Consider the following 26,833-nt stretch of genomic DNA (forward strand, 5'->3'; position numbering starts at 1 on the left):
CCCCACCACCCCCACCACCTCCGTCACCCCGCTCGCCGCCCTCGCATCCGAGAGAGCCGACTTCCGCTTCAAGGGCCTGCCGCCCGACGCCGAGGGCCTCCCCCTCGGCGAGCTCGCCGCCGAACGCCGCAACCTCTTCACCGGCGGCTTCACCACCCCGGTCCTCGCCCTCTCCGCCGAACGCGTCGAGCACAACCTGCGGCTGATGGAGCGTTACGCACAGCAGCACGGCCTCGCCTTCGCCCCGCACGGCAAGACCTCCATGGCCCCGCAGCTCTTCGCCCGCCAGGAGCAGTACGGCGCATGGGGCATCACCCTCGCCAACCCGCACCAGGCACGGGTCGCACGCGCCTTCGGGGTGCGGCGGGTCTTCCTGGCCAACGAGGTCGTGGACGCGGCGGGCCTCGCCTGGATCGCGGCGGAACTCGCCGCCGACGAGGACTTCCGGCTCGTCTGCTACGTGGATTCCGTACGCGGTGTGCGGCTCATGCACACCGCCCTGGCCGCGGCGGGCGCGACCCGGCCGGTCGACGTCGTGGTGGAACTGGGCGCCGGTGACGGCGCGCGGACCGGGGCCCGTACCGAGTCCGAGTGCGCGGAGATCGCGCTCGCCGTGGCCGCGGCGGACACGCTGCGGCTCGTCGGCGTCGCCGGCTACGAGGGCGAGGTGCCTCAGGCGAGCCTGGAGTCCGTCACGGCGTGGCTGCGCAGGCTCGTCGCGCTCGCGGCGGAGTTCGACAAGGCCGGGTACTTCGCCGGGCTCGACGAGATCGTGGTGAGCGCGGGCGGATCGGCGTGGTTCGACGCGGTGGCGGAGGTGTTCGCGGAGATTCCGGCGCTCTCGGCGCCCGTCCTGAAGCTGCTGCGCTCGGGCGCGTACGTCTCCCACGACGACGCGCACTACCGGCGGCTGACACCGTTCAACCGGGTCCCGGAGGAGGGTGCGCTGGAGCCGGCGTTCCGGCTGTGGGCGCAGGTGGTGTCCCGTCCGACGCCCGCGCAGGCCTTCGTGAACGCGGGGAAGCGGGACGCTGCGCACGATCTCGACCTGCCGGTCGCGCAGGTCGTCCGCTCGGCGGAGGACGGGGTGGTGCGGCCCGCGAACGGGATCACGGTCACCGGGCTCTCCGACCAGCACGCGTGGCTGGCGACCGAGAGCGCTGACGCGGTCGAGGTCGGCGACTGGGTGGGCTTCGGTCTGTCCCACCCGTGCACGTCGTTCGACAAGTGGCAGCTGATCCCTCTGGTCGAGGCGGACGGAACGGTCGTCGATTTCATCCGCACTTACTTCTGAGCCGCGCGCCGTGGACCTCGTCATCCGCGGTGCCCGCCTCGTCGACGGCTCGGGAGCCCCCTCGTACCGGGCGGACGTCGCCGTGCGCGGCGGCCGGATCGCCGAGATCCGGCCGGAGGGCGACGGCCGGCCGCGCCCGCACGCGCGCCGGAGCGTCGAGGCCGACGGCCTCGCCCTTGCCCCCGGCTTCATCGACATGCACGCCCACAGCGACCTCGCCCTCCTGAGCGACCCCGACCACAGCGCGAAGGCCGCCCAGGGCGTCACCCTGGAGGTCCTGGGCCAGGACGGCCTCTCCTACGCCCCGGTCGACGACCGCACGCTCGCCGAGGTCCGCCGGGCCATCACCGGCTGGAACGGCGACGGCGCCGACATCGACTTCGACTGGCGGACCGTCGGCGGGTACCTGGACCGCCTGGACCGGCAGGGCATCGCCGTCAACGCCGCGTACCTCGTTCCCCAGGGCACGGTCCGGATGTACGTCATGGGCTGGGAGGACCGGGAGGCCACACCGCGCGAGCTCGACCGGATGCGGCAGCTCGTCGCCGAGGGCATGGAGCAGGGCGCGGTCGGCATGTCGTCAGGACTCACGTACACACCCGGGATGTACGCCCCGGACGCCGAACTCACCGAGCTGTGCAAGGTCGTCGCCCGCCACGGCGGCTACTACTGCCCGCACCACCGCTCGTACGGGGCGGGCGCGCTGCGGGCGTACGAGGAGATGGTGGCGTTGACGCGTGAGGCGGGCTGCGCGCTGCATCTCGCGCACGCCACCTTGAACTTCGGCGTCAACAAGGGCCGCGCCCCACAGCTGCTGGCGCTGCTCGACTCCGCCCTCGACGCGGGTGCCGACATCAGCCTCGACTCGTACCCGTACACCCCGGGCTGTACGACCCTGGTCGCCCTGCTGCCGAGCTGGGCGGGCGAGGGCGGGCCCGAGGCGGTCCTCGCGCGGCTGAGGGACGAGGGGACGGCGGCGAGGATCCGGCGGCATCTGGAGGTCATCGGCGCGGACGGCTGTCACGGCGTGCCGGTCGACTGGGCCACGGTCGAGATCAGCGGTGTCGCCGAGCCCGCGCTCGCCGCGTATGTCGGCAGGACGGTCGAGGAGTCCGCCCGGCTGCGCGGTGAGGAACCCTGGGCCATCGCCCGGCGGCTGCTCGTCGAGGACCGTCTCGGCTCGACGATCCTGCAGCACGTCGGGCACGAGGAGAACGTCCGGCGGATCATGCGGCACCGGGTGCACACGGGCGGCAGCGACGGCATCCTGCAGGGCGACAAGCCGCATCCGCGCGCGTACGGCACGTTCCCGCACTACCTCGGGCGGTACGCGCGCGAGCTGGGCGTGCTGTCCCTGGAGGAGGCGGTCGCGCATCTCACCTCCCGGCCCGCGGCCCGGCTGCGCCTCGCGGACCGCGGCCTGGTCCGCGAGGGCCACCGCGCGGACCTCGTCCTCTTCGACCCGGCCACGGTCGCCGCCGGCTCCACCTTCGACGCGCCCCGCACCCTGCCGGTCGGCATTCCGCACGTCCTGATCGACGGCCGCTTCGTGATCGAGGACGGGAAGCGGACGGATGTGCTCGCCGGGCGGTCGGTGCGGTCCGCTTCGTACACCCGGTCCGCGGGGTCCGCGGGGTCCGTACGGTCCAGCTGACGGACCGCGGGTGGCGGACGTCACTCCCCCGTTCCGCCCCGGCACATCCAAGCCCCGCCCCTCCCGTAATCCGGCATTCCGTACGCGCCCGACGTCCCTCGCATTGCGATGGAAGGCGGACCGGGGCGAGCCCGCGGGCGGGCGGGCCGGACCGCGGGAAAGTCCCCGCGCCGGGGCGGGAGACGCTCGTAAAGTTGCCGTATGCAGCTGATCCAGTCCACGAAGCTTGCCAACGTCTGCTACGAGATCCGGGGCCCGGTTCTCGAAGAGGCCATGCGGCTGGAGGCGGCAGGGCACCGGATTCTCAAGCTGAACACCGGCAACCCGGCGGCGTTCGGCTTCGACTGCCCGCCGGAGATCCTGGAGGACGTGCTGCGCAACGTCGGATCCGCGCACGGATACGGCGATGCGAAGGGGCTGCTCTCCGCCCGGCGCGCGGTGATGATGCACTACCAGACGCTCGGCGTGGAGACCGATGTCGAGCATGTGTACATCGGCAACGGGGTCTCCGAGCTGATCGTCATGGCCATGCAGGCGCTGCTCGACGACGGCGACGAGGTGCTCGTGCCCGCGCCCGACTATCCGCTGTGGACGGCGGCGGTCTCGCTGTCCGGCGGTACGGCGGTGCACTACCGGTGCGACGAGCAGTCGGACTGGATGCCGGATCTCGCGGATGTGGAACGGAAGGTCACCGACCGCACCAAGGCGCTCGTGATCATCAACCCGAACAATCCGACGGGGGCCGTGTACAGCGATGACGTCGTGCGCGGGCTCGCGGACATCGCGCGGCGGCACAACCTGCTCGTCTGCAGCGACGAGATCTACGACAAGATCCTCTACGACGGTGCCACGCACACGCCGACCGCCGCGCTCGCGCCGGATCTGCTGACGCTGACGTTCAACGGGATGTCGAAGGCGTACCGGGTGGCCGGATACCGGACCGGGTGGATGGCCATCTCCGGGCCGCGCGCCCATGCCTCCTCGTACATCGAAGGGCTGACGGTCCTCGCGAACATGCGGCTGTGCGCCAACATGCCCGGGCAGCACGGGGTGGTCGCGGCGCTCACCGGGCGGCAGTCGATCAACGATCTGGTGCTGCCGGGCGGGCGGCTCCTCGAACAAAGGGACACGGCGTACGAGCTGCTGACGCAGATTCCGGGCGTGAGCTGTGTGAAGCCCAAGGGAGCCCTGTACCTGTTCCCGCGGCTCGATCCCAAGGTGTTCAAGATCAAGGACGACCGGCAGCTGGTGCTCGACCTGCTGCGCGCCGAGAAGATCATGGTCGTCCAGGGGACGGGGTTCAACTGGCCCGACCCGGACCACTTCCGCATCGTGACGCTCCCGCAGGCGACGGATCTCGCGGACGCGGTGACACGGATCGGACGCTTCCTGGACGGCTACAGCCAGGTGTGAGCCCCGGAGGGCCCAGCCCTCACGCAACCACGAGACTCGAAGCCTCCGCGTGCGCGTCCATGCGGCGTGCCGCCAGGATCGCAGCCGCCGTGTCCGCGCGCGATGCCGCCACCACCAGGGCCCGGCCCGCCAGGGCGTGGGCGCGCTGGTGGAGGGCGGGGGTGTGCGGTTCGTGGATGGCGGTGGCGACGGCCGCGCGTACCGGTGCGTGGCCGCCGCGCAGGCGGGTGACCGCCGCCGTCAACTCGGCCGCGGCCTCGTCGAGGTCGGCGGACGGGCTCAGCACCCGCAGCTCGTCCGTCACGGCGAGCAGTGCGGCGAAGTGGCCCGCCAGCTGGAGCTCGAGCTCCTCCTCGCGGCTGCGGTGCGGGAAGTCTTCGGCGCGGCCCGGCGTGTGCACCGACTTGGCACGGATCGGCTCGTACATCTCAGGACCTCCAAGCAGGGATGAAGACATCCTAGCTTGGATTCAGTCTAAAGTTGAGCCGACTCAAGACGGCATCCCTCGCAGACTCAAGACGACACCCCTCCCGGCTGCCGCACCCCCTTGCGGACACACCCGCACCCCCTTGCGGACACACCCGTGCCCCCGAAGCCGGACGAGGCTTCGGGGGCACGGGGAGGGAACTGCAAACCTCAGCCGAGGCGCTGCACCAGCGCCCGGTACTCGTCCCACAGCTCCTTGGGCGTGTGGTCACCGAAGGTGTTGAGGTGCTCGGGGACCAGGGCGGCCTCCTCGCGCCAGACCTCCTTGTCGACCGTGAGGAGGAAGTCGAGGTCCTCGGCGGGCAGCTCCAGGCCGTCCGTGTCCAGGGAGTCCGCCGTCGGCAGGATGCCGATGGGGGTCTCCACGCCCTCCGCCTTGCCTTCGAGGCGGCCCACGATCCACTTCAGGACGCGCGAGTTCTCACCGAAGCCCGGCCAGACGAACTTGCCCGCCTCGTTCTTGCGGAACCAGTTCACGTAGTAGATCTTCGGCAGCTTCGAGGCGTCCGCGTCGGCGCCGACCTTGACCCAGTGGGCCATGTAGTCGCCCATGTTGTAGCCGCAGAACGGCAGCATGGCGAAGGGGTCGCGGCGCAGCTCACCGACCTTGCCCTCGGCGGCGGCCGTCTTCTCGCTGGCCACGTTGGCGCCGAGGAAGACGCCGTGGTTCCAGTCGAAGGACTCGGTGACCAGCGGCACCGCCGAGGCACGGCGGCCGCCGAAGAGGATCGCCGAGATCGGCACGCCCTTGGGGTCCTCCCACTCGGGCGCGATGATCGGACACTGCGCGGCGGGCGTGGTGAAGCGGGCGTTCGGGTGCGCGGCGGGCGTCTCCGACTCGGGCGTCCAGTCGTTGCCCTTCCAGTCGGTGAGGTGGGCCGGGGTCTGCTCCGTCATACCCTCCCACCAGACGTCGCCGTCGTCGGTGAGCGCCACGTTCGTGAAGACCGAGTTGCCCCAGAGCGTCTTCATCGCGTTGGCGTTGGTGTGCTCGCCGGTGCCGGGGGCGACGCCGAAGAAGCCGGCCTCGGGGTTGATCGCGTAGAGGCGGCCGTCCTCGCCGAAGCGCATCCAGGCGATGTCGTCGCCGATGGTCTCGACCGTCCAGCCGGGGACGGTCGGCTCCAGCATGGCGAGGTTGGTCTTGCCGCAGGCCGAGGGGAAGGCGGCGGCCACGTACTTGGCCTCACCCTGCGGCGGAGTGAGCTTCAGGATCAGCATGTGCTCGGCGAGCCAGCCCTCGTCACGGGCCATGACGGAGGCGATACGCAGCGCGTAGCACTTCTTGCCGAGCAGCGCGTTGCCGCCGTAGCCGGAGCCGTACGACCAGATCTCGCGGGACTCCGGAAAGTGCGAGATGTACTTGGTGGTGTTGCACGGCCACGGCACGTCCGCCTCGCCCTCCTGGAGCGGGGCGCCGAGGGTGTGCACGGCTTTGACGAAGAAGCCGTCCTCACCGAGCTCGTCCAGGACCGCCTGGCCCATGCGGGTCATGGTGCGCATCGAGACGGCGACGTACGCCGAGTCGGTGATCTCGACGCCGATCGCGGACAGCGGCGAGCCGAGCGGGCCCATGCAGAAGGGGACGACGTACATCGTGCGGCCGCGCATCGAGCCGCGGAAGACGCCTCCGTTGCCCTCCTTGCCCTCGAAGATCTCCCGCATCTCGGCGGGGGCCTTCCAGTGGTTGGTGGGGCCGGCGTCCTCCTCCTTCTCGGAGCAGATGAACGTACGGTCCTCGACGCGGGCGACGTCGCTGGGGTCGGAGGCCGCGTAGTAGGAGTTCGGGCGCTTCACCGGGTCGAGCTTCCTGAAGGTGCCCTTGGCGACGAGTTCTTCCGCGAGGCGCTCGTACTCCGCCTCGGATCCATCGCACCAGACCACCCGGTCAGGCTGGGTGAGGGCGGCGATCTCGTCGACCCAGGCGACGAGTTCGGCGTGCTTGGTGGGGGCGGTGTGCGCCACGATCGCTCCTTGATGAGGATGTTTTTGTTGGTTGCCCCTTGGGGGCTGCGACCCGAATACCGCCTGCCGCTCATCCGGTGCCGCCCGCACTCATTTGATCATCTGCCGATTTCGCCCATCTGTCCAGGGGGCTTCACACGTGAGCATGGGCACAGCCGGACATTTGACCTACGGGCTCACAGTGACCCACGAGCCCGCAGGTACCCGGGCATCCGTGAGAGTGCGCACACGAGGGCATTCCACCTACGGGCCCGTAGGTAGCATTCAGTCCATGACAACTCGGGACCTGACGCACTTCGTGAAGCCCAAAATGAGGGGCTGGCTACACGCGGGAATGTTCCCCGCGGTGCTGATCGCCGGGCTCGCGCTGATCGTCTTCACCGACTCGACCCGCGCACGCGTCGCCACCGCCGTCTTCGTCCTCACGGCCTGCCTGCTCTTCGGCGTCAGCGCGCTCTACCACCGCGGCACCTGGGGGCCGCGCGGCGAGGCGGTACTCCGCCGGCTCGACCACGCCAACATCTTCCTGATCATCGCCGGCACCTACACGCCGCTCGCGCTGCTGCTCCTGCCCGGCTCCACCGCGCGGCCGCTGCTGTGGGCGATCTGGGCGGCGGCGCTCGCCGGCATCGCCTTCCGGGTGTTCTGGGTCGGCGCCCCGCGCTGGCTCTACACGCCGTGCTACATCGCGATGGGCTGGGCCGCAGTCTTCTTCCTGCCGGAGTTCATGCGTGCGGGCGGCATCGCGGTCCTGGTCCTGGTGATCGTCGGCGGGCTGCTCTACACGGCCGGCGGTGTGATCTACGGGCTGAAGAAGCCGAACCCGTCCCCGCGCTGGTTCGGCTTCCACGAGGTCTTCCACTCGTTCACGCTGGCGGCTTTCGTGACGCACTACGTGGGAATCTCGCTGGTGGCGTACCAGCACGCCTGAGCGGACCCGTCGCGGTGGGCTCGGGGGCGAACTCCCGGGACGTGTCCGTCGGCGAACTCCCGGGACGTATCTGCCGGCGAACGCCCGGCACGTGTCCGCCGGCGAACTCCCGGGAAACGGACCGGAAAACGCCAGGCCACCGACGTACTCGCGGTGGCATTCTTGTCCGGTGAACGGACCTGAGATCATCGTGGACTTCGCGCCCGGACTCGCGCTCTTCCTTCCGCACGAGCGCCGTGGCGCCCCCAGCCGGCTGACCACCGACGGCTCCTCGACGCTCGGCCACGCCGTCGAATCCCTCGGCGTACCGCTCACCGAGGTGGGGCGGCTGCTCGTGGACGGCGCGGAGGTGGCGGCCGGGCACATTCCGCGCGCGGGCGAGCGGGTGACGGTGAGCGCCGTGGAACGACCGCAGACCGTACCCGGAGCGCCGCTGCGTTTCCTGCTCGACGTGCATCTCGGGACGCTCGCGCGACGGTTGCGGCTGCTCGGCGTGGACACGGCATACGAATCCACGGACATCGGTGACCCGGCGCTGGCAGCGCAGTCGGCGCGGGAGCAGCGGGTGCTGCTGAGCCGGGACCGGGGGCTGCTGCGGCGGCGGGAGCTGTGGGCCGGGGCGTACATGTACAGCGACCGGCCCGACGAGCAGCTGCGGGACGTACTGGAACGCTTCGAGCCCGCCCTCGCACCGTGGACGCGCTGCACGGCGTGCAACGGGCTGCTCACGCCGGTGGCGAAGGGCGAGGTCGCGCACCTCGTGGAGGCGGGAACGCGGCGCACCCAGGACGTTTTCGCCCAGTGCGGGGCATGCGAGCGGGTGTACTGGCGCGGCGCCCACCACGACAAGCTGGAGGCGATCGTGGCGGAGGCGATGCGGGTGCGGGCGGGGGCGTGAGCCCGTCGGCCGTGAGCGGCAGGTCCACGGACCGCTGGTCGGAATCCGAGGAGCGCGTCACACCCGCCGTCCGGATCGGCTCCGCCTGAGCGACGGGCCGGTCCACCGCAGCCGCTCAGGGCCGCGCGAGCATCTCGCTCAGTTCCTGGACGGTGGTGACGGGGGCCTTGCAGGCGAAATTGCGGCACACGTACGCGGCGGGCGCGCCGTCCACCAGCCGACGGTCCACGAGCAGCGGCAGCTCCCGGCCCTGTCCGAAGGCGACGACCGCGCCCGGAGCCGTCGAGAGCAGCGCCGCGCGCACCAGTTCACGCGTGCTCTCCTGCGCCGGGTCCCCGACCACGGCGACCTCCCGCGGTCCGTCGAGCAGCGCCTCCGCGACCGCGAGCCCGTTCCCGGTGAACCGCGGCGCCCGCGGCCCCAGCGCCCGTACGATCCCGAGCGCCCGCTCGGCGGCCGTACGGTGGGGTTCGGCGCCGGTGTGCGCGGCATACGTGAGCAGCGCGCCCGCGGCCGCCGACCAGCCGCTCGGGGTCGCGTTGTCGGTCGGGTCCTGCGGGCGGCGGATCAACTGCTCGGCGTCGTGCGCCGTGTCGTAGAGCGAACCGTCCTCGGCGGTGAACTGGTCGAGCACGAGGTCGAGCAGGAACCCGGCGAACTCCAGCCAGACGCCCTCCCCGGTCACCCCCGCGAGCGTGAGAAAACCCTCCGCGGCACACGCGTAGTCCTCGAGCACCCCACTGCTGTCGCCGCGCCGCCCGTCCTTCGAGGTGCGGGCGAGCCGTGCGTCGGGGCCCATGTGCAGCCGTACGAGCAGATCCCCGGCGGCGATCGCGGCATCGACGAGATCCGGCCGGCCGAAATACGCGCCGGTCTCGGCGAGCGCGGCGATCGCGAGCCCGTTCCAGGCGGTCACCACCTTGTCGTCCCGCCCCGGCGCGGGACGCTCCTCGCGCGCCGCGAGCAGCTTCCGCCGGATCTCCGTGATCCGCTCCGAGTCCGCCATCCCATCACCCTGCGGGAGCTGGAGCACGGAGGCGCCCTCCTCGAAGGTCCCCTCCTCGGTCACGCCGAAGTGCAAGGCCGCGAGCGCGCCGTCGACCTCCCCGAGCACCTCCCGCAGCTGCTCCGGGGTCCACACGTAGTACGCGCCCTCGACCTGCTCCCCCGAGACGGGATCCTCACTGTCCGCATCGAGCGCGGAGGCGAATCCGCCCTCGTTGGTGCGCAGTTCCCGCACCATGAACTCGGCGGTCTCCAGGGCGATCCGCCGGGACAGCTCACTGCCGGTGGTGCGCCAGTGGTGGGCGTAGGTGCGGCAGAGCAGCGCGTTGTCGTAAAGCATCTTCTCGAAGTGCGGGACCACCCACTTCCGGTCCACGCTGTAGCGCGCGAAGCCGCCGCCGAGCTGGTCGTAGATCCCGCCGCGCGCCATCCGCTCCAGCGTGTCCGTGGCCATCTCCAGCGCGCCCTCGGACCTGGTGCGCGCATGGTGCCGCAGCAGGAACTCCACCACCATGGACGGCGGGAACTTCGGCGCACCCCCGAACCCGCCATACGTGGCGTCGTACTCCCGCGTCAGCCCGAGCAGCGCCTGCGCGAGCTGCGCCTCGCCGGGCGGCTCGGTCTCCGCCTGGGTGAACTCGCGGGAAGCCAGATCCCGCGAGATCTTCTGCGCGACCTCGGCCACCTCGCCGCGCCGGTCGGCCCACGCCTGGTGCACGCCTTCGAGTACCTGCCGGAAGGAGGGCATGCCGTGGCGGGGCTCGGGCGGGAAGTACGTACCGAAGTAGAACGGCTCCTTGTCCGCCGTCAGGAACACCGTCATGGGCCAACCGCCCTGCCCGGTCGCCGCCTGCACGGCCTCCATGTACACGGCATCCACATCGGGCCGCTCCTCGCGGTCCACCTTCACGTTCACGAAGTGCTCGTTCATGTACGCGGCGGTGACCTCGTCCTCAAAGGACTCGTGCGCCATGACGTGACACCAGTGGCAGGCGCTGTACCCGACGCTCAGGAACACCGGGACATCGCGCCGCCTCGCTTCTTCGAACGCGTCGGCCTCCCATGGCCACCAGTCGACGGGGTTGTCGGTGTGCTGGAGGAGGTACGGAGACGTGGCCTGCGCAAGTCGGTTCGGCATACCCCCATCCTTGCGGACGCGACGCCGCCCCGCCCATGCGCCACGGGGCAGCGCACGAACGGGGCCGGGCCGAACCGCTGAACTGTCCTGCTCGCCGTCGCCCAGCGGGCCGGGCTCTACTCGGCGCGGGTCACGCGTGCATGGTCGGTGTACTCCCGGCGGAACATGTCGTGACCGGTCCGGCCGGTATGTCTCAGCGCCCAGTCCTGAGCGTCGTTCAGGTCGCCCTGGGGGCCGGAGTCCTCACCGCAACCCACGGTCAGGCAGAAGAGCTGTGCGGTGATCCCGCCGTCTGGCACGTGCCTGATGGTGTGGTCCACGTAGCGCATGACTGTACGGGTCATCAGTGTCCCTCCGGATGCCGGCGAAGGTAGACGTTACAGTCGGAGTGCGGCTATCTCGTCTTCCAAGGAACCGGTGAAGGGGTAGTACACGGCGGGGCTCGCAGTGGGGTCGCGAAGAAGCCCCCGGACAGACAGCCGGGGCAGCACGTGAGCGGCGGGAAGCGCGGGCGGTGACGAAGTGATGAAGTGACCCTGAATCCCGGTTACCCCTCATAGACAGATGGCGTTTGGGTTCTTTGCATGGAATCGAACCAAACCGTCATTCCGTCACTTCGTCACCACGTGGAGAGGCGGCGGGCCCATCCGTGCTGTCCCAGTACCCTCACACAGGGCGTAGACGCCCTCACTCGGAGACGGGTGAGCAGATCGCCTACCGGAGAACAGAACGAGGCCGGGCCCGAAGGCCCAGCCTTGTTTTTCGAACTCACTTCTCGGTGGTTGTGCCCTTCTTCGACAGCCAGTCGAACTCAAGCCGTTCCAGGATCGGGGTGTGGTCCCCCTGCCGCGCGGCGGGCTTGACCGCGATGCCCTGCTTCCCAAGGGCGCACTTCAGGAGCATCCGCTTGTCCGCCATATCCGCCGCTTCCCACGCCTCACGCAGGGTGTCGACCTGTGTGAGGGGCGAGAGGTCTGCCTCCGCGTCCAGCGCCTCAAGGGTCGCGGTGATGCTCTCGATGACAGCGCGCTGTCCTTCGCTCAGCTCCTCGAAGCGCTCCTCGTCCATCGGGCGTTGCGGGGGAACGGGGCACCGGCGATGCCATCCGCCGTCGGCATGTCGCGCATGCATGTCGCGCATCGCGTATCGCGCATCGCGCATCGCGCCTCACCGCGAAAGGGCCAGCTCCTGGTTCATCTCGGCCAGGAACCTGGCGACGGCGCGGAGTTCTTCCGCGCTGAAGTGGCGCCTGGCGGCATCGGCCGCGCGAGCCAGGGGCCGGAAGGATTCCCTCGCCAGCGCCCTGGCCGCCTCCTCGTAGTGCAGGTGCACCACTCGGCGGTCGTCGGCCGCCCGGACCCGGCGGACGTGTCCGGCCTTCTCCAGACGGTCGAGGCAGGCGGTCACCGCTCCTGAGGTCAGGTTGAGCTGCCGCCGGAGGCGGCTGGGCGTCATGGGCTCGCCCGGGGCTTCCGCCTCGGCGTCGAGGATCGCGATCAGAGCCTGTACGTCGGTGAGGTGCAGGCCCTGTGCATGGGCGAATTCGTGGGCGATCCGGTTGAACTCGCCGTTCATCCGGCGCAGCAGGACCGCGAAGGACTGCAACCCGAGGGGGCTGTCGTCGGGAAGGGGGGGTGTGGGTGCGCCGAGGCCGCTCATGCGTCCAGGGTACGATCACTCAATCATTGAGATACTTGACTGTCGACTTAATGGGCAGCGAGTCTCTTCTCCGTCCGCTGTCCGCTGTCCGCTGGGGATAAGTCATGAGAACCGCACCGCGCTGGGCCAGGTGGCTCGTACCTCTCGTCCTGCTGATCGTCTGGTTGGGGATCGGCGGCACGCTCGGCCCCTACGCGGGCAAGCTGGGCGAGGTCGCGACCAACGACCAGGCCGCCTTCCTGCCGCAGAGCGCCGAGTCGACCCAGGTGCTGAAGGCCGACGAGGCGTTCGACCGGTCCGAGACCCTGCCCGCCGTCGTCGTCTGGAGCACGGACGGCGGACCGGTCACCGGCGAGCAGCGACGAGCGGCCACCGAAGCCGTCGCCGGGCTCGCCGGGCGGACCGGGATCGCCGAACGCCCCTCGCCGGCCCTGGTCTCCGACGACGGAGCGGCCCTGCAGGCCGTGGTGCCGCTGAAGCCCGACCTCGGCGAGGAACTGCCCGAGGTCCTCGACGACGTACGCGCGGCGGCGGAGCGCGTACCGGGTGTCACGGCGCAGATCGCGGGCCCGGCGGCAAGCCAGGCCGATCTGTCCGACGCGTTCGCCGGGATCGACGGGCTGCTGCTCGGCGTCGCCCTGGGTGCCGTACTGCTGATCCTGCTGCTCGTCTACCGCAGCGTGCTGCTGCCCTTGGTGATCATCCTCAGCGCGGTGTTCGCCCTGGGGCTCGCCTGTGCCGTGGTCTACGCGCTCGCGGACCGGGGCGTGGTGCGGGTCGACGGCCAGGTGCAGGGCATCCTGTCGATTCTCGTGATCGGGGCGGCGACCGACTACGCGCTGCTCCTCGCCGCCCGCTTCCGGGAGGAACTCGCCCTGCGCGGCGACCGGTTCGCGGCCGCGCCGGCCGCCCTGCGCAGGTCCCTCGGCGCGATCACGGCGAGTGCGGCCACGGTGGCCCTCGGCCTGCTGGCCCTGCTCGCGAGCGACCTCACCAACAACCGCGCCCTCGGACCGGTCGGCGCCATCGGTGTCACCTGCGCCGTGCTCGCCACCGTGACGTTCCTGCCGGCGGCCCTCGCCCTGCTGGGACGGGCCGCCTACTGGCCGTCGAAGCCGAAGGAGACGGATGCCGCTGCCGAGGGGCACGGTGTGTGGCAGCGCGTTGCCTCGACCGTGGACCGCCGCCCGCGGCGCGTGTGGCTGGTGACCGCGCTGGCCCTGGGCGTGTTCGCGGCCTTCGCCCCCTCGCTGTCCGCCAAGGGCGTCCCGCTCGACGAGATCTTCGTCAACGACGCTCCTTCGGTTGCCGCCCAGCAGACACTCGGCGAACACTTCCCCGGCGGCTCCGGCAACCCGGCTGTCATCATCGCCGCCGCCGACCGGACCGAAGAGGTGCGGGCCACCGCGGAGCAGACCGAGGGCGTGGCCTCGGCCGTGCCGCTGTCCGGCACGGGGCGGCCGGGGGCCGGTGAGCCCCTGGTCGTGGACGGGCGCGTACGCATCGACGCCACTCTGACGGACGCGGCGGACAGCGATGCCGCCAAGGAGACGGTCGAGCGGCTGCGGGCAGGGCTGCGCCAGGTCGACGGCGCGGACGCGCTGGTCGGCGGGTACACGGCCCAGCGGTACGACACCCAGCGGACGGCCGCGGAGGACCGGGCCCTGATCATCCCGATCGTCCTCGGCATCATCCTGCTGATCCTCGTCCTCCTGCTGCGCTCGCTCCTCGTCCCCGTCCTGCTGGTCGCCACCGTCGCGCTCAACTTCCTCGCGACGCTCGGGGTGTCGACGCTCGTCTTCGAGCACCTGTGGGGATTCAGCGGCACGGACGCCTCGGTGCCGCTCTACGGATTCGTCTTCCTGGTGGCGCTGGGCGTCGACTACAACATCTTCCTGATGTCCCGGGTACGGGAGGAGGCACTGCTCCACGGCACCCGGCAGGGAGTCCTGCGCGGGCTGACCACGACCGGCGGAGTGATCACCTCGGCGGGTGTCGTGCTCGCCGCGACGTTCGCCGCGCTGATGGTCATCCCGCTGGCCTTCCTCGTACAGATCGCCTTCATCGTGGCGTTCGGCGTCCTCCTCGACACCCTGGTCGTCCGCTCGCTCCTGGTGCCCGCGCTGGTGCTCGACATCGGCCCGCGCGCCTGGTGGCCGAGTGCGCTCGCGCGTCGGGGCGAGGCATGACGGACGGGTCCGGGGCCTGACGGCGGACGGATCCGGGGCCTGACGGGTGCGTCCGGGTGCGCCGGTCGCTCCGAAGTAGTCAGGTAGGGCTGTGGGCGACCGGCTGCCGGCTGCCGGCGACTGGCGCCCGCGGCCGCCTCCTTCCGGCGGGAGGAGCGCAGGGACCGTACGAGTCCGGTGATGACCGGCCGGTCCCGAGAAGAGCCCGGACGGCCCGAGGAGTCAGCCATGAGCGCGAGCACGAACGGCAGGACGAACGGAGTGCCCGGGCGGCGGGAATCGCTGCACTGCCTCGTCACCGGGGCCTCCGGATACATCGGCGGGCGGCTCGTACCCGAGCTGCTCGGCGCGGGCCACCGCGTCCGCTGCCTGGTCCGCACCCCCGGCAAGCTCCGCGACCACCCCTGGAGCCCGCGGATCGAGGCCGTACGCGGCGACGTCACGGACGCCGGGTCCGTCGCCGCCGCGCTGCGGGGCATCGACGTCGCCTACTACCTGGTGCACGCCCTCGGCACGGGTCCGGACTTCGAGGAGACCGACCGGCGCGCCGCCCTCATCTTCGCCGAGCAGGCGCACGCCGCCGGGGTCCGCCGGATCGTCTACCTCGGCGGGCTCACCCCGTACGGGGTCCCCGAACGCTCCCTCTCGCCCCACCTGCGCTCCCGTGCGGAAGTCGGCCGGATCTTCCTCGACGCCCCGGTGCCCGCCGCCGTGCTGCGCGCGGCCGTGGTGATCGGCTCGGGATCGGCGTCGTTCGAGATGCTGCGCTACCTGACCGAGCGCCTGCCGGTGATGGTCACCCCCAGCTGGGTGCACACCCGTACGCAGCCCATCGGCGTCCGTGACGTGCTGCGCTACCTCGTCGGCTCGGCCCGCCTGCCCGCCGACGTCGACCGGGCCTTCGACATCGGCGGGCCCGATGTGCTCACGTACCGGGACATGATGCGCCGCTACGCCGCCGTCGCCGGGCTGCGGCGGCGTGTCATCGTCCCCGTCCCGGTCCTCACACCCCGGCTCTCCAGCCACTGGGTCGGGCTCGTCACCCCCGTTCCCGCCTCCATCGCCCGCCCGCTCACCGAATCGCTGCGGCACGAGGTGGTCTGCGGCGAACACGACATCGCCCGCTACGTACCCGACCCGCCCGGCTGCCCGCTGCCGTTCGACGAGGCACTGGCCCTCGCCATCCGGCGGGTCCGCGAGGCCCAGGTCAGCACCCGCTGGTCCTCCGCCGCGGTACCGGGCGCGCCGAGCGACCCGCTGCCCACCGACCCGGACTGGGCGGGCGGAAGCCTGTACGAGGACGCACGCGAACGTCCCGTCGCCGCGCCACCCGAGGCCCTGTGGAAGGTGATCGAGGGAATCGGCGGCCACAACGGCTGGTACTCCTTCCCGCTCGCCTGGGCCGTACGCGGCTGGCTGGACCGGTCGTTCGGCGGCGTCGGGCTGCGCCGCGGACGGCGCGACGCCGAACGGCTGCGGGCCGGTGACTCGCTGGACTTCTGGCGGGTCGAGGAGATCGAACCGGTCCGCCTGCTGCGGCTCCGCGCCGAGATGCGGCTGCCGGGCCTGGCCTGGCTGGAAATGCGCGTCGACACGGACGAGCAGGGGCGCACCCGGTACCGGCAACGCGCCCTGTTCCATCCCCGCGGGCTCCTCGGCCACGCCTACTGGTGGTCGGTCTCGCCCTTCCACGCCGCCGTGTTCGGGGGCATGGCACGCAACATCGCCCAAGCCGCGGCGGACGGCCAGGGTGCGCCCGCGCGTCGCCGTCGTCGTCCCGGTCGCGGTTCCGGCCGTCGCCTGGGTCGCGGTTCCGGTCGTCACCTGGGTCGCGGTTTCGGTCGTCGTCCCGGTCGCCGGTCGAGCGCATCCGAAGCGCGACCGCCGGGCGAAGAGTCCGGAAGCGCCCCATAGCCGCCCGTGATCCGGGCCCGCCTGCGAACCGCGCGTCACAGCCGGGATCCGCAGGGGCCTGTACCCCTACCCCCCTCCAGGAGTGGCCACATGACCGTCGCGGTCGTCCTGTTCACCGCGGACCTGCGTCTGCACGACCACCCGCCGCTGCATGCCGCCGTGCACAGCGCGGACGAGGTCGTCCCCCTGTTCGTACGGGATCCGGCGGTGCACGCGGCCGGCTTCGACGCGCCCAATCGCCGGGCGTTCCTCGCCGGCTGCCTGACCGACCTCGACGAGGGGCTCCGGCAGCGAGGGGGCCGCCTCGTGGTGCGGACCGGCCCCGTCGCCCGGGAGGTCGCCGCCGTCACCGCCGAGTGCGGGGCCACCGAGGTGCACCTGGCCGCCGCCGTCACCGGGTATGCCCACCGGCGCGAGCAGCGGCTGCGCGAGGCGCTGGCCGCACAGGGGGTGACGCTGCACGTCCACGACTGCGTGACCACCGCCGTCGCCCCCGGCGCCGTGACACCCGCCGGGACCGGCACCGACCACTACGCCGTGTTCACCCCGTACTTCCGCCGCTGGTCGCAGACGCCGCTGCGCGACCCGCTGCCGCCGCCGCGCGCCGTGCGCGTCCCCGAGACGGCGCGCGGCGAGTCCCCGCCGTCGGCCAAGGACGCCAAGGACGTCGGCGCCACCTCACCGGGACTCCCCGAAGGCGGCGAGACGGCCGGCCGCACCCGTTGCGCCCAGTGGTGGTCCGGCGGCCTCGCCCGGTACGAGGACCAGCACGACGACCTGGCGGGCGACGCCACCTCGCGCCTTTCGCCCTACCTCCACTTCGGGGCTCTCTCACCGGTCGAACTCGTCCGGCGCGCCCGCGCGCACGGCGGCCCGGGAGCGGAGGCGTTCGTACGGCAGCTGTGCTGGCGCGACTTCCACCACCAGGTTCTCGCCGCCCGCCCCGACGCGGCCGCCGCGGACTACCGCACCCGGCACGATCGCTGGCGTGGCGAGGACGACGCGGCCGAGGAGATCGCCGCATGGCGGGACGGCCGCACCGGCTATCCGGTCATCGACGCGGGCATGCGCCAACTGCGCCACGAGGGCTGGATGCACAACCGCGCCCGCCTGCTGACGGCCAGTTTCCTCACGAAGACCCTGTACGTGGACTGGCGCATCGGAGCCCGGCACTTCCTGGACCTGCTCGTCGACGGGGACGTCGTCAACAACCAGCTCAACTGGCAGTGGGTGGCCGGCACCGGCACGGACACCCGCCCCCACCGCGTCCTCAACCCGGTGGTCCAGGGCAAGCGCTTCGACCCGCGTGGAACCTACGTCCGCCGATGGGTACCGGAGCTCGCCGGTGCCGATGACCGCCTGGTGCACGAGCCCTGGCGGCTCTCCGGCGAGGCGAGGGCCCAGCTCGGCTACCCGGAACCGCTGATCGACCTCGCCGACGGGCTTGCCCGCTTCAAGCGGGCACGCGGCCGCGGCTGAAGGGCCACCCCGTGCGCGGATTCCGGGGCCACCGGCAAGGTCAGCGCCCGCTCTGCTCCAGGCGCAGCCGCAGCGTGCGCATCCCGCGCCGGGCGTGACTCTTGACCGTGCCGAGCGGGAGCCCGGTGCGGGCGGCGATCTGTGACTGGGGAAGATCCTCGTAGAACGCCAGCCACAGGACCTCCCGCTGCGCGGGAGGAAGACGGCTCAGTTCGTACTGGATCACGACGCGGTCCACCGCCTGCTGTGCCAGGCGCCGCTGCGGAATCCGTAGCTCGGTGTCCCGGTCCGACTGCACCGCGGCCGCCAGCCTCGCCTGCCGGGCCCGTGCCGCGCGCGCATCCGCGATCTTGTGCCGGGCGATGCCGGCCAGCCAGGACACGGCGCTGCCCCGCTCCGGGCGGAACCCGCGGCGGGTGCGCCAGGCGGCGATGAAGACCTGCTGCGTGACATCGTCGGCCTCGAAGGAGTCGCCGAGCGCCCGGCGCGCGATGGCGTGCACGAAGGCTGCCCACCGCTCGTACACCAGCCGGTAGCCGTCCTCGTCACCTCGCAGGAACGCCTCGGCGATCAGCTGATCGCTCCGAAGGCCCGGGCCGGTGGCCGGACCGGGCTCGGGGGCCGGGCCGCCTTCCGTCGCTGCTGACGTGGCGGGCTCGGAGCGCACCATCTGTGTCGCGGTCATCTCGAACACTCCTCGGACAGCTCCACCGGGCTTTGCTCACGTCGGCCTTGCTCATGTCGCTGTGCTGACGTCAGCTGTGCTCACGTCGGCTGTGCTGACGTGCCAGGCGACGCCTCGTCGCGCGGCTTCCACCACAGTGATCTCGAGGAAATCCGGTGCGCAAGATGCGTCGTTTGTGCGTCGCTTTCCTTGCTTGTGTTTCGCTTTCCTCCCGGTGCGTCCAAGCCGCCGACTGCGGCCGAACAGCCGGACGAGGGCGCGGAGAAGGAAGAGTGCGCCGAGCCGCGGGAGAGTCCTCCGGCCGGCCGTGATGACGGAGGCGGGCGTGACACACGGAGACGCGGACGCGCGCCGACAAGCGGTTCGCCGGTCCGGGGCACCGTCATCCGAGACGGACGAACCCGCCGGGGCAGCCCTGACCACCGGGGCGCTCGCCCGAAGGCTCGGTGTCGCGCAGACGACACTGCGCACCTGGGAGCGCCGCTACGGAATCGGCCCGAGCCGCCGTGAACGAGGACGCCACCGCCGCTGGTCCCCCGACGACGTGGACAGGATGGAGCACATGTGCCGGCTGACCGCGCAGGGCGTCGCGCCCGCGGAAGCGGCCCGGCTGGCGATGGCGGACGGCGGCCGGGCAACGGACCGGCCCCCGGCACCGGCGCCCGTGCCCGTGCCCGGAACTCCGCAGCGCACGCCGGGCGGTTTCCGCGAGCTGCCGCTGGGCCAGGTCTGGCCGGAGAGCCGGGGCCTGGCGCGCGCCGCCGTGCGGCTCGACGCCCCGGCGGTACAGACCCAGCTCCGCTCCGCGATCGACACGTACGGGATCGTGGTGGCCTGGGAACAGATCATCGCGCCGACCCTGCACGCCGTCGGCCGTAAGTGGTCGGCGTCGGACGAGTCGTACGTAGAGGTGGAACACCTGCTGTCCTGGCATGTGTCGTCCATGCTCCGCGCGACGACCGCCCCGGCCGCGGACCGTCGCCCCCCGGTCCTGCTGGCCTGCATGCCGCAGGAGCAGCACAGCCTGCCGATCGAAGCTCTGTGGGCGGCGCTGACCGAGCGGGGGCTGCCCACCCGCATCCTCGGGGCCGCCGTGCCGGCGAAGGCCCTGGAGTCGGCGGCCCGGCGCGTCGGCCCCGCTGCCGTCGTCCTCTGGTCCCAGTCCAGGACGACCGCCGATCCGAGCGTGGTGCGTGCGCTCCTCACTCTCGAATGGGGCGTACGAGGCGCCCGGAGCCATCCGCCGGCCCTGCTGGCGGGGCCGGGCTGGGCCGGTACTCCCCCGGAGCCCGGGGCGGGCCGCCTCACGGGACTCGCCTCCGGCCTGGCGCTCCTGGAATCGCTCTTCCGTACGGGCAGGTAGCCGCCGGCCCGCACGGAACGACGGCGCGGAGTTCCCGCCCGCATCGGTGCACGGGGTCCCGCCCGTACGGCGACGCGGAGGTCCCGCCCGCACAACGGAACGAAGATCCCGCCCGCACAACGGGCCCCGAGGTCTCGCCCGCACAACGGGCCCCGAGGTCTCGCTCAGTCGACGGTGACCACGACGGAGTGCCGGCCCGACGCGCCGTCCGGGATGGTGCGGGTGCGGCGTTCGGTCTGGGTCTCGCCCGTGCGGTCCGTGGCCCGGACGGTGAGGGTGTGGCCGCCCTTGGCGGCCTGCCACTCGTACGACCACTGACGCCAGGTGTCCTTCGTGTCCTCGGCGGCGAGCCGGGCCTCCTGCCACGGGCCGTCGTCGACCCTGACCTCGACCTTGTCGATGCCGCGGTGCTGTGCCCAGGCGACCCCGGCGACCATGACGGTGCCCGCGGCGGGGCGGGCGAACGGCTTGGGGGTGTCGATCCGGGACTGGGTCTTGACCGGAGCGCGCTGTGCCCAGTCCCGTTTCACCCAGTAGGTGTCGTAGGCGTCGAAGGTGGTCAGCTCGATGTCCTGGATCCATTTGCACGCCGAGACGTAGCCGTACAGGCCGGGCACGAGCATGCGTACGGGAAAGCCGTGGACGAACGGCAGCGGCTCGCCGTTCATGCCGACGGCCAGCATCGCGTCGCGTCCGTCCATGACGTCCTCGACGGGCGTGCCGAGCGTCATGCCGTCCACGGAGCGCGCCACGAGCTGGTCGGCGGGCCCGCCTTCGGAGGGCGGCCTGACGCCGCACTGGCGCAGCAGTTCGGCCAGGGGGACGCCGATCCAGCGGGCGTTGCCGATGTACGGGCCGCCGACCTCGTTCGAGACGCAGGTCAGGGTGATGGTGCGTTCGACGAGCGGCATCCTGAGCAAGTCGTCGAAGGTCAGGGTCCGTTCGCGGGTCACTCCGCTGCCGTGGATGCGGAGCTTCCAGGTGGTGGCGTCGACTCTGGGCACGACCAGGGCGGTGTCGACGCGGTAGAAGTCGTCGTTGGGCGTCACGTACGGGCTGATGCCCTTGACGCGCAGCGCGGCTCCCCGAGGTGTGGGGGTGGCTCGGGACGACGGCGGAGGGATGATCACGTCCTCGCGCGAGGAGGCGGCGCTCCGGGCCCGCGATCCGCTCAGGGCCCGGCCCGCCGCCCCGGCGCCGGTCGACGCCGCTGCGGCAGCGGTCGCGGCGATGACGAAGCCGCGACGGTCCCAGCCGGAGTCCGTCCGGGCCCCCGGCTCCGTCCCGTCCGTGGCGGCTGCGGTGCGGGGTTCCAGCCGTCCGGTCAGCCCGTACAGCAGCGCGGCGCCGGCCAGGGCGCCCACCACGGACGGCAGTGCGTCGGCCACGCCCGTCGAGTCGGGCCGGCTGGTGGCGGCCAGCGCGCCGACGGCACCGATGACGAGGACGCCGAGCGAGCCGGTCCGACGCCGACGGGTCGCGAGCACGCCGAGGAACAGGGCCAGGGCACAGAGCACGGCGAGGATGCCGAGTCGCAGCACCAGCTTGTCGTTCGTGCCGAACTCGCGGATCGCCCAGTCCTTCACGGCGGACGGCGTCCGGTCGATCGCCGCGCCGCCCACCGCGACGACCGGCCCCGACTCCGGCCGCACCGCGGCGGCGACGAGTTCGGCGACCGCGAGCGCCGTGTACCCGGCGAGCAGGCCGCTCAGAGCTCCCAGGGAGAGCCGTCCCAGGCTCCGCCTGCGGCCGCCGCTACCGCTACCACCGCTGCCACTGCCACTGCCACTGCCGCTGCCGCTGCCGCTGCCGCTGCCGAGAGGTGCGGTGCCCGGCCGTTGGGCTTCCATGCCGTCGTCCATGCAGTCGTCCATGTCGTCCTCCATACGGGGAATCCGTACTCGCGCCGGTTCCGGCTTGCCGGTTGGGGCCGAACGGGTGATGGCGGAACACATTTCGAGACGGACCAATCCGCCTCCGCGCCCGCCCCGAATTCCCACGTGAAGAGAGCAGAGGGCTCTTACGAATCCGATCGATGAGGGATTGCCATGCAGAATCGTCTCCGTCGTGCAGCTGTCGCCGTTGCTGCTGCCGCCATGCTGCCGCTTGCCCTGACCGCCTGCTCCGACAGCGATTCCCAGGACAAGGCTTCCGACAGCACCCCGGCATCCGCGGCGAAGGAGAAGGAGTCCGGGACCCCCGGCTCCGCGGATGCCGAGGCGATGGCCGGTCCGTTCGGTCCGGCCTGTGCGTCCGTGCCGGAGGACGGCGCGGGCTCGTTCGACGGGATGGCCAAGGACCCGGTCGCCACCGCCGCGTCCAACAACCCGGCCCTGTCGACCCTGGTCACGGCCGTGCAGAAGGCCGGTCTCGTCGACACCCTGAACAACGCGAAGGACATCACCGTCTTCGCGCCCACCAACGACGCCTTCGGCGAGATCCCGAAGGAGGACCTGGACAAGGTCCTCAACGACAAGGAGCAGCTGACCAAGATCCTCACCCATCACGTGGTCGGCGAGAACCTTGCCCCGCAGGACCTGGAGAACGGCACGTTCGAGACCCTGGCGCAGACCGAGGTGACCACCTCCGGCTCCGGCGAGTCCTTCGAGGTCGCCGACTCGGCCAACGTGGTCTGCGGCAATGTGCAGACGGCCAACGCCACCGTCTACATCATCGACTCGGTCCTCATGCCCGAGTGACCCGCGGGAGCTGACGCACGGGAGCCGGCGTCCGAGAGCCCACGGGAGTCCGGGCGCCGGGCCGGGCGAAAGAGGCGTGCGGCCGCGGGGCCCACCCCCGCGGCCGCACGCCTCTTCGGAACCGGGCCACGCCGCCCGGGTCACGCCGCCCGGGCCGACACCGAACGACCGCACCGCCGCGGTCCACCGGAAAGCAGATCACCTTCCCAATCCGTCACCTCCCGGCCTCCGAATCACTCTGGGACCGCGCTCGCGGCCGGAGAGGAGAGAGACATGTCCATGGGGTCGAGGAGCACGGCGGGCGGGACCGGGGAGTTCCCGGATCCCGGATACCGGGGCCGTCCGCGCACGGCGGTGATCGGAAGCGGCGTGTCAGGTCTCACCGCCGCGTATGTGCTCGCCCGTGCGCATCACGTCACGCTGTACGAGGCCGATGACCGGCTCGGCGGACACGCCCACACCCACGACCTGACCTCGCCCGACGGCTCGGCACACCGGGTCGACTCCGGCTTCATCGTCCACAACCGCCGCACCTATCCGAACCTTCTGCGGCTGTTCGCCGAACTCGGCGTCGCCACACAGGAATCGGAGATGAGCCTGTCGGTGCGCTGTGAGGGCTGCGGCCTGGAGTACGCCGGTGCGCGCGGCCCGGCAGGGCTGTTCGCCAGGCCCCGCAACGCCCTGAGCACGCGGTATCTGCGGCTTCTCGCCCAGGTGCCCGCCTTCCACCGGGCCGCGCGCCGGATGCTCGCGCAGGACGCCGGAACAGGTCTCACGCTGGGCGAGTTCCTGGACCGCGAGGGCTTCTCCCCTTACTTCCGTACGCATTTCATGACCCCGCTGATCTCGTCGGTCTGGTCCTGCGACGCCGCCACCGCGCAGCACTACCCGGCCGCCTACCTGTTCCGGTTCCTGAGCCACCACGGACTGCTCTCGGTCGGCGGATCGCCGACCTGGCGCACGGTCAGCGGCGGCTCGCGCACCTACGTCGACCGGGTGGCCCGCGCCCTGCACGCGGTGTACCCCGCCACTCCCGTCCGGGCCGTCCAGCGGCACCCGGACGGCGTTCGCATCACCGCCGACGACGGCTCCACCCGGCCGTACGACTCGGTGGTCGTCGCCACCCACCCGGACCAGGCGCTCCGGCTCCTCGCCGACGCCACCGCGCAGGAGAAGGAGGTACTCGGCGCGTTCCGGTACTCCCGCAACTCCACGCTCCTGCACACCGACACCAGCCTGCTGCCACGCGCCCGGGGCGCCCGCGCATCCTGGAACTACCTGATGCCCTCCTGCACGGCGGGCGCCGAGCGGGTGCGCGTCAGCTACGACATGAACCGGCTCCAGCGCCTGGACGCAGCCGATACCTACGTGGTCACGCTCGGCGGCGAGGACCGCGTCGCCCCGGACCGGGTCCGGGCCCGCATGGTGTACGAACACCCCGTCTACACCCCGGAGTCCGTCGCCGCCCAGCAGCGGCTGCCCGAACTGAGCACCCCTGTCGCCGCGTTCGCCGGGGCGTACCACGGCTGGGGGTTCCACGAGGACGGCTGCCGCTCCGGCGTATCGGCCGCCGCGGCACTCGGAGTGCACTGGTGAACGCCGCCCCGGCACCGGCTCCGGAACCGGCCGCACCCCCGGCCGCACCCCTTGCTCCGGCCCTGTACAGCGTGGCGATCGCACACATCCGTACCTCCCCGCGGCGGTACGCGCTGCGGCACCGCACGTACATGTGGCTGATCGACCCGGACCGTCCTCCCGAACTGCCCGCCGCCCTGCGGCCCTTGGCGCGCTTCGACGCACGCGACCACTTCGACGGCGACCGCCCCACGATCCGCGGCGGACTCGAAGCGTTCCTGGCCGGGCATGGCGTGGACCTGCACGGCGGGCCGGTCCTGATGCTCACCCACGCCCGCGTCCTCGGGTACGTGTTCAACCCGCTGACGGTCTACTGGTGCCACGGCTCCGACGGCGCCCTGCGCTGCGTCGTCGCCGAGGTGCACAACACCTACGGCGGACGCCACTGCTACCTGCTGCGCCCGGACGCCGCGGGCCGGGCGGTGACCGGCAAGGAGTTCCACGTCTCGCCGTTCTTCCCCGTCGACGGCCGCTACCGCATGCGGCTGCCCGCCCCCGGCGACCGTCTCGACCTCACCGTGCACCTGGAGCGCGACGGTGGCAGGCCCTTCACCGCAACCGTCCGGGGCCTTCGCCGCGAAGCACGTACGAGCACCCTGCTCCGGCAGGCCCTGCGCCGTCCGTGGTCCACGCTCGCCGTGTCCGCCGCGATCCGGTGGCACGGCGTCCGCCTCTACCTGCGGGGACTGCCCGTACAGCCGAGACCCGGACCACGCCCAGTCGAATCCGAACCGAGGACCCCCAAGGACGCGTCATGACCACAGCCGAGCCCCGAGCCGCCGCGGACCCGGCCTCGAAGTCCGCCGATTCCACGCCTGCCCCGGAGCCCTGGGCGCCGGCACCCACCGCCGGGTCTCCCGCCGTGCCGGGAAGGACGGACCAGGCCGGAACACCAGCCCAGGCCGGGAAGCCGGCCGAGGCCGGGACGGCAGCCGAGGCCGGGACGGCAGCCGAGGCCGGGACGGCAGCCCTTCCCACCGGACCGGACCCGGCCCGGTGGCCCGACATCGCCGCCCCCGCGCCCCGCCACGGCCCCCGTACCGCGATCGCCGCCGCCGTGGTCCGGCGGGCCCTGGGACAGTTGCCGTTGCGGGTGCGGTTCGCCGGCGGAGCGGAACTCGGCAAGGGCGGCGCGGTCCTGGATGTCCACGACCCGCGGGCCTTTCACGGCCGTATCGGCGCCCAGGGCCTGATCGGTTTCGGCGAGTCCTACATGGCCGGCGAGTGGGACGCGCCCGACCTGGTCGCCGCGCTCACCGTCCTCGCCGCACACGCCGCCGAACTGGTCCCCGCGCCCCTGCAAAGGCTGCGTGCGCTGTGGGCCCCGCGCCGTCCAGAGGAGCAGCGCAACACCCCCGGCGGCTCCCGCGGCAACATCAGCCACCACTACGACCTGTCCAACGACCTGTTCTCGCTGTTCCTCGACGAGACCCTCAGCTATTCCTCGGCGCTCTTCCTTACCCTGCCGGCCGAACCGCGCCAGCTCGCCGACGCCCAGCGCCGCAAGATCGACCGGCTGCTCGACCTCGCCGATGTCCGGGCGGGAACCCGCGTCCTGGAGATCGGCACCGGCTGGGGCGAACTGGCCGTCCGCGCCGCTGCCCGCGGAGCCCACGTCACCTCGCTCACGCTCTCCGCCGAACAACGCGACCTGGCCCGTGACCGGATCGCCGCGGCCGGCCTTTCCGAGCGGGCCAGGGTCGAGCTGTGCGACTACCGCGAAGCGCGCGGCCGGTACGACGCGGTGGTCAGCGTCGAGATGATCGAAGCCGTCGGAGCCGAGTTCTGGCCGGTCTACTTCCGCACGCTCGACGAGCGGCTCGTCCCGGGCGGCCGGGCGGCGCTGCAGGCCATCACCATGCCGCACGACCGGATGCTCGCCTCCCGCTCCACACACACCTGGATCGGCAAGTACATCTTCCCCGGCGGGCTCCTTCCCTCGGTCGAGGCCGTCGCCGAGACGGTGCGTCAGCACACCGGGCTCGCCCTCACCCGCCGCGACGCCTACGGCCCGCACTACGCCGAGACGCTCCGGCTGTGGCGCGAACGGTTCACCGAGCGGGCCGGCGAGGTCGAGGCCCTGGGCTTCGACGAGACCTTCCGCCGTATGTGGACCCTCTACCTCGCCTATTCCGAGGCCGGGTTCCGCGCCGGCTACCTCGACGTCCAGCAGTACTTGTTCACCAAGGAGGCCGCCGCCCGATGACCGCCAACCGTCCCGCGCGGCACGGGACCGCCACCCACCGCCTCGCCGCACTCACCGAATCCGCGCTCGGCCCGATGAGCGTGGACCAGATCCTCGCCGTGCGCCCGGACTCCGGGCGGCCGGACTCCGGGCGCCCGGACTCCGGGCGGCCGGGCGGCAGCCCGAGGACTCCGCGGCACTGGTACGCGGGCCTTGAGCGGACGGCGGCATGAGTGGCATG

22 protein-coding genes are annotated in these 26,833 nt (G+C 72.0%); 14 read left to right on the forward strand and 8 right to left on the reverse strand.

All coding sequences use genetic code 11. From position 1 onward, the window contains the following. The 3 genes from ACLF6P_RS03325 to ACLF6P_RS03335 all read left to right on the forward strand — a co-directional run. Nucleotides 1-1,294 (forward strand): alanine racemase (locus ACLF6P_RS03325; RefSeq protein WP_415947933.1); only part of this gene is annotated, 1,294 nt, incomplete at its 5' end. 10 nt (nucleotides 1,295-1,304) lie between these two features. Further along, nucleotides 1,305-2,948 (forward strand): N-acyl-D-amino-acid deacylase family protein, encoded by a 1,644-nt coding sequence (locus tag ACLF6P_RS03330; RefSeq protein WP_415947934.1) that lies wholly within the window; start codon nucleotides 1,305-1,307, stop codon nucleotides 2,946-2,948. A 201-nt stretch (nucleotides 2,949-3,149) separates the two neighbouring features. Further along, nucleotides 3,150-4,361 carry a pyridoxal phosphate-dependent aminotransferase gene (locus ACLF6P_RS03335; RefSeq protein ID WP_415947935.1) on the forward strand — a complete coding sequence of 404 codons (1,212 nt, stop codon included), beginning with the start codon at nucleotides 3,150-3,152 and terminating at the stop codon, nucleotides 4,359-4,361. A 19-nt stretch (nucleotides 4,362-4,380) separates the two neighbouring features. On the opposite strand, the gene ACLF6P_RS03340 is transcribed toward ACLF6P_RS03335, so the two are convergent. Then, nucleotides 4,381-4,788 (reverse strand): SCO4983 family protein, encoded by a 408-nt coding sequence (locus tag ACLF6P_RS03340; protein WP_415947937.1) that lies wholly within the window; start codon nucleotides 4,786-4,788, stop codon nucleotides 4,381-4,383. 209 nt (nucleotides 4,789-4,997) lie between these two features. Further along, complete coding sequence (locus tag ACLF6P_RS03345; RefSeq protein WP_415948044.1) at nucleotides 4,998-6,815, reverse strand: phosphoenolpyruvate carboxykinase (GTP); 1,818 nt, start codon at nucleotides 6,813-6,815, stop codon at nucleotides 4,998-5,000. 268 nt (nucleotides 6,816-7,083) lie between these two features. On the opposite strand from ACLF6P_RS03345, the gene trhA reads away from it, so the two are divergent. Further along, nucleotides 7,084-7,743 (forward strand): PAQR family membrane homeostasis protein TrhA, encoded by a 660-nt coding sequence (trhA, locus tag ACLF6P_RS03350; RefSeq protein ID WP_415947938.1) that lies wholly within the window; start codon nucleotides 7,084-7,086, stop codon nucleotides 7,741-7,743. A 169-nt stretch (nucleotides 7,744-7,912) separates the two neighbouring features. Then, the gene (locus tag ACLF6P_RS03355) at nucleotides 7,913-8,641 is read left to right on the forward strand and encodes a Mut7-C RNAse domain-containing protein (protein WP_415947939.1); all 729 of its coding nucleotides are present in this window, start codon (nucleotides 7,913-7,915) and stop codon (nucleotides 8,639-8,641) included. Nucleotides 8,642-8,756: 115 nt separating this feature from the next. On the opposite strand, the gene ACLF6P_RS03360 is transcribed toward ACLF6P_RS03355, so the two are convergent. The 4 genes from ACLF6P_RS03360 to ACLF6P_RS03375 form a co-directional block, all read right to left on the reverse strand. Then, nucleotides 8,757-10,784: a thioredoxin domain-containing protein gene (locus ACLF6P_RS03360; protein WP_415947940.1), complete on the reverse strand. Its 2,028-nt coding sequence runs from the start codon at nucleotides 10,782-10,784 to the stop codon at nucleotides 8,757-8,759. 116 nt (nucleotides 10,785-10,900) lie between these two features. After that, entirely contained in the window at nucleotides 10,901-11,128 is a 228-nt protein-coding gene (locus ACLF6P_RS03365) for a DUF7848 domain-containing protein (RefSeq protein WP_415947941.1), read from the reverse strand. A 424-nt stretch (nucleotides 11,129-11,552) separates the two neighbouring features. After that, nucleotides 11,553-11,852 (reverse strand): hypothetical protein, encoded by a 300-nt coding sequence (locus ACLF6P_RS03370; RefSeq protein ID WP_415947942.1) that lies wholly within the window; start codon nucleotides 11,850-11,852, stop codon nucleotides 11,553-11,555. 99 nt (nucleotides 11,853-11,951) lie between these two features. Continuing rightward, a complete protein-coding gene (locus ACLF6P_RS03375) occupies nucleotides 11,952-12,443 on the reverse strand; it encodes a MarR family winged helix-turn-helix transcriptional regulator (RefSeq protein ID WP_415947943.1) in 492 nt (163 codons plus the stop codon). A 104-nt stretch (nucleotides 12,444-12,547) separates the two neighbouring features. Between ACLF6P_RS03375 and ACLF6P_RS03380 the strand changes: the two genes are divergently transcribed. The 3 genes from ACLF6P_RS03380 to ACLF6P_RS03390 all read left to right on the forward strand — a co-directional run bounded on the left by ACLF6P_RS03380 (nucleotide 12,548) and on the right by ACLF6P_RS03390 (nucleotide 18,025). Next, complete coding sequence (locus ACLF6P_RS03380; protein ID WP_415947944.1) at nucleotides 12,548-14,632, forward strand: MMPL family transporter; 2,085 nt, start codon at nucleotides 12,548-12,550, stop codon at nucleotides 14,630-14,632. A gap of 228 nt (nucleotides 14,633-14,860) precedes the next feature. Beyond that, entirely contained in the window at nucleotides 14,861-16,546 is a 1,686-nt protein-coding gene (locus ACLF6P_RS03385) for an SDR family oxidoreductase (RefSeq protein WP_415947945.1), read from the forward strand. A 90-nt stretch (nucleotides 16,547-16,636) separates the two neighbouring features. After that, nucleotides 16,637-18,025 (forward strand): cryptochrome/photolyase family protein, encoded by a 1,389-nt coding sequence (locus tag ACLF6P_RS03390; RefSeq protein WP_415947947.1) that lies wholly within the window; start codon nucleotides 16,637-16,639, stop codon nucleotides 18,023-18,025. 40 nt (nucleotides 18,026-18,065) lie between these two features. Here ACLF6P_RS03390 and ACLF6P_RS03395 read toward each other — a convergent pair whose 3' ends face one another. Then, a complete protein-coding gene (locus ACLF6P_RS03395; protein ID WP_415947948.1) occupies nucleotides 18,066-18,710 on the reverse strand; it encodes an RNA polymerase sigma factor in 645 nt (214 codons plus the stop codon). Between the two features lie 325 nt (nucleotides 18,711-19,035). Between ACLF6P_RS03395 and ACLF6P_RS03400 the strand changes: the two genes are divergently transcribed. Continuing rightward, nucleotides 19,036-20,073, forward strand: coding sequence for a MerR family transcriptional regulator (locus tag ACLF6P_RS03400; protein ID WP_415947949.1), 1,038 nt, complete (start codon nucleotides 19,036-19,038; stop codon nucleotides 20,071-20,073). A 164-nt stretch (nucleotides 20,074-20,237) separates the two neighbouring features. Here ACLF6P_RS03400 and ACLF6P_RS03405 read toward each other — a convergent pair whose 3' ends face one another. Beyond that, complete coding sequence (locus ACLF6P_RS03405; RefSeq protein ID WP_415947950.1) at nucleotides 20,238-21,959, reverse strand: sulfite oxidase; 1,722 nt, start codon at nucleotides 21,957-21,959, stop codon at nucleotides 20,238-20,240. 162 nt (nucleotides 21,960-22,121) lie between these two features. Here ACLF6P_RS03405 and ACLF6P_RS03410 point away from each other — a divergent pair, with 162 nt between their 5' ends. From ACLF6P_RS03410 to ACLF6P_RS03430, 5 genes are all read left to right on the forward strand, one after another. Further along, nucleotides 22,122-22,772 carry a fasciclin domain-containing protein gene (locus ACLF6P_RS03410; protein WP_415947952.1) on the forward strand — a complete coding sequence of 217 codons (651 nt, stop codon included), beginning with the start codon at nucleotides 22,122-22,124 and terminating at the stop codon, nucleotides 22,770-22,772. Between the two features lie 279 nt (nucleotides 22,773-23,051). Then, nucleotides 23,052-24,368 carry an NAD(P)/FAD-dependent oxidoreductase gene (locus ACLF6P_RS03415; protein WP_415948045.1) on the forward strand — a complete coding sequence of 439 codons (1,317 nt, stop codon included), beginning with the start codon at nucleotides 23,052-23,054 and terminating at the stop codon, nucleotides 24,366-24,368. Between the two features lie 62 nt (nucleotides 24,369-24,430). Next, the gene (locus ACLF6P_RS03420; protein WP_415948047.1) at nucleotides 24,431-25,165 is read left to right on the forward strand and encodes a DUF1365 domain-containing protein; all 735 of its coding nucleotides are present in this window, start codon (nucleotides 24,431-24,433) and stop codon (nucleotides 25,163-25,165) included. Continuing rightward, nucleotides 25,162-26,613, forward strand: a complete 1,452-nt coding sequence (locus ACLF6P_RS03425; RefSeq protein WP_415947954.1) for a class I SAM-dependent methyltransferase — start codon at nucleotides 25,162-25,164, stop codon at nucleotides 26,611-26,613. Before ACLF6P_RS03420 ends, ACLF6P_RS03425 begins: the two co-directional genes overlap by 4 nt. Continuing rightward, on the forward strand, nucleotides 26,610-26,825 hold the full coding sequence (locus ACLF6P_RS03430; RefSeq protein WP_415947956.1) for a hypothetical protein: 216 nt from the start codon (nucleotides 26,610-26,612) through the stop codon (nucleotides 26,823-26,825). The genes ACLF6P_RS03425 and ACLF6P_RS03430 overlap by 4 nt, the downstream gene beginning before the upstream one ends. Nucleotides 26,826-26,833 lie beyond the last annotated feature (8 nt).

The sequence above is a fragment of the Streptomyces lothianensis genome, from assembly GCF_047779955.1.
Classification (GTDB): domain Bacteria; phylum Actinomycetota; class Actinomycetes; order Streptomycetales; family Streptomycetaceae; genus Streptomyces.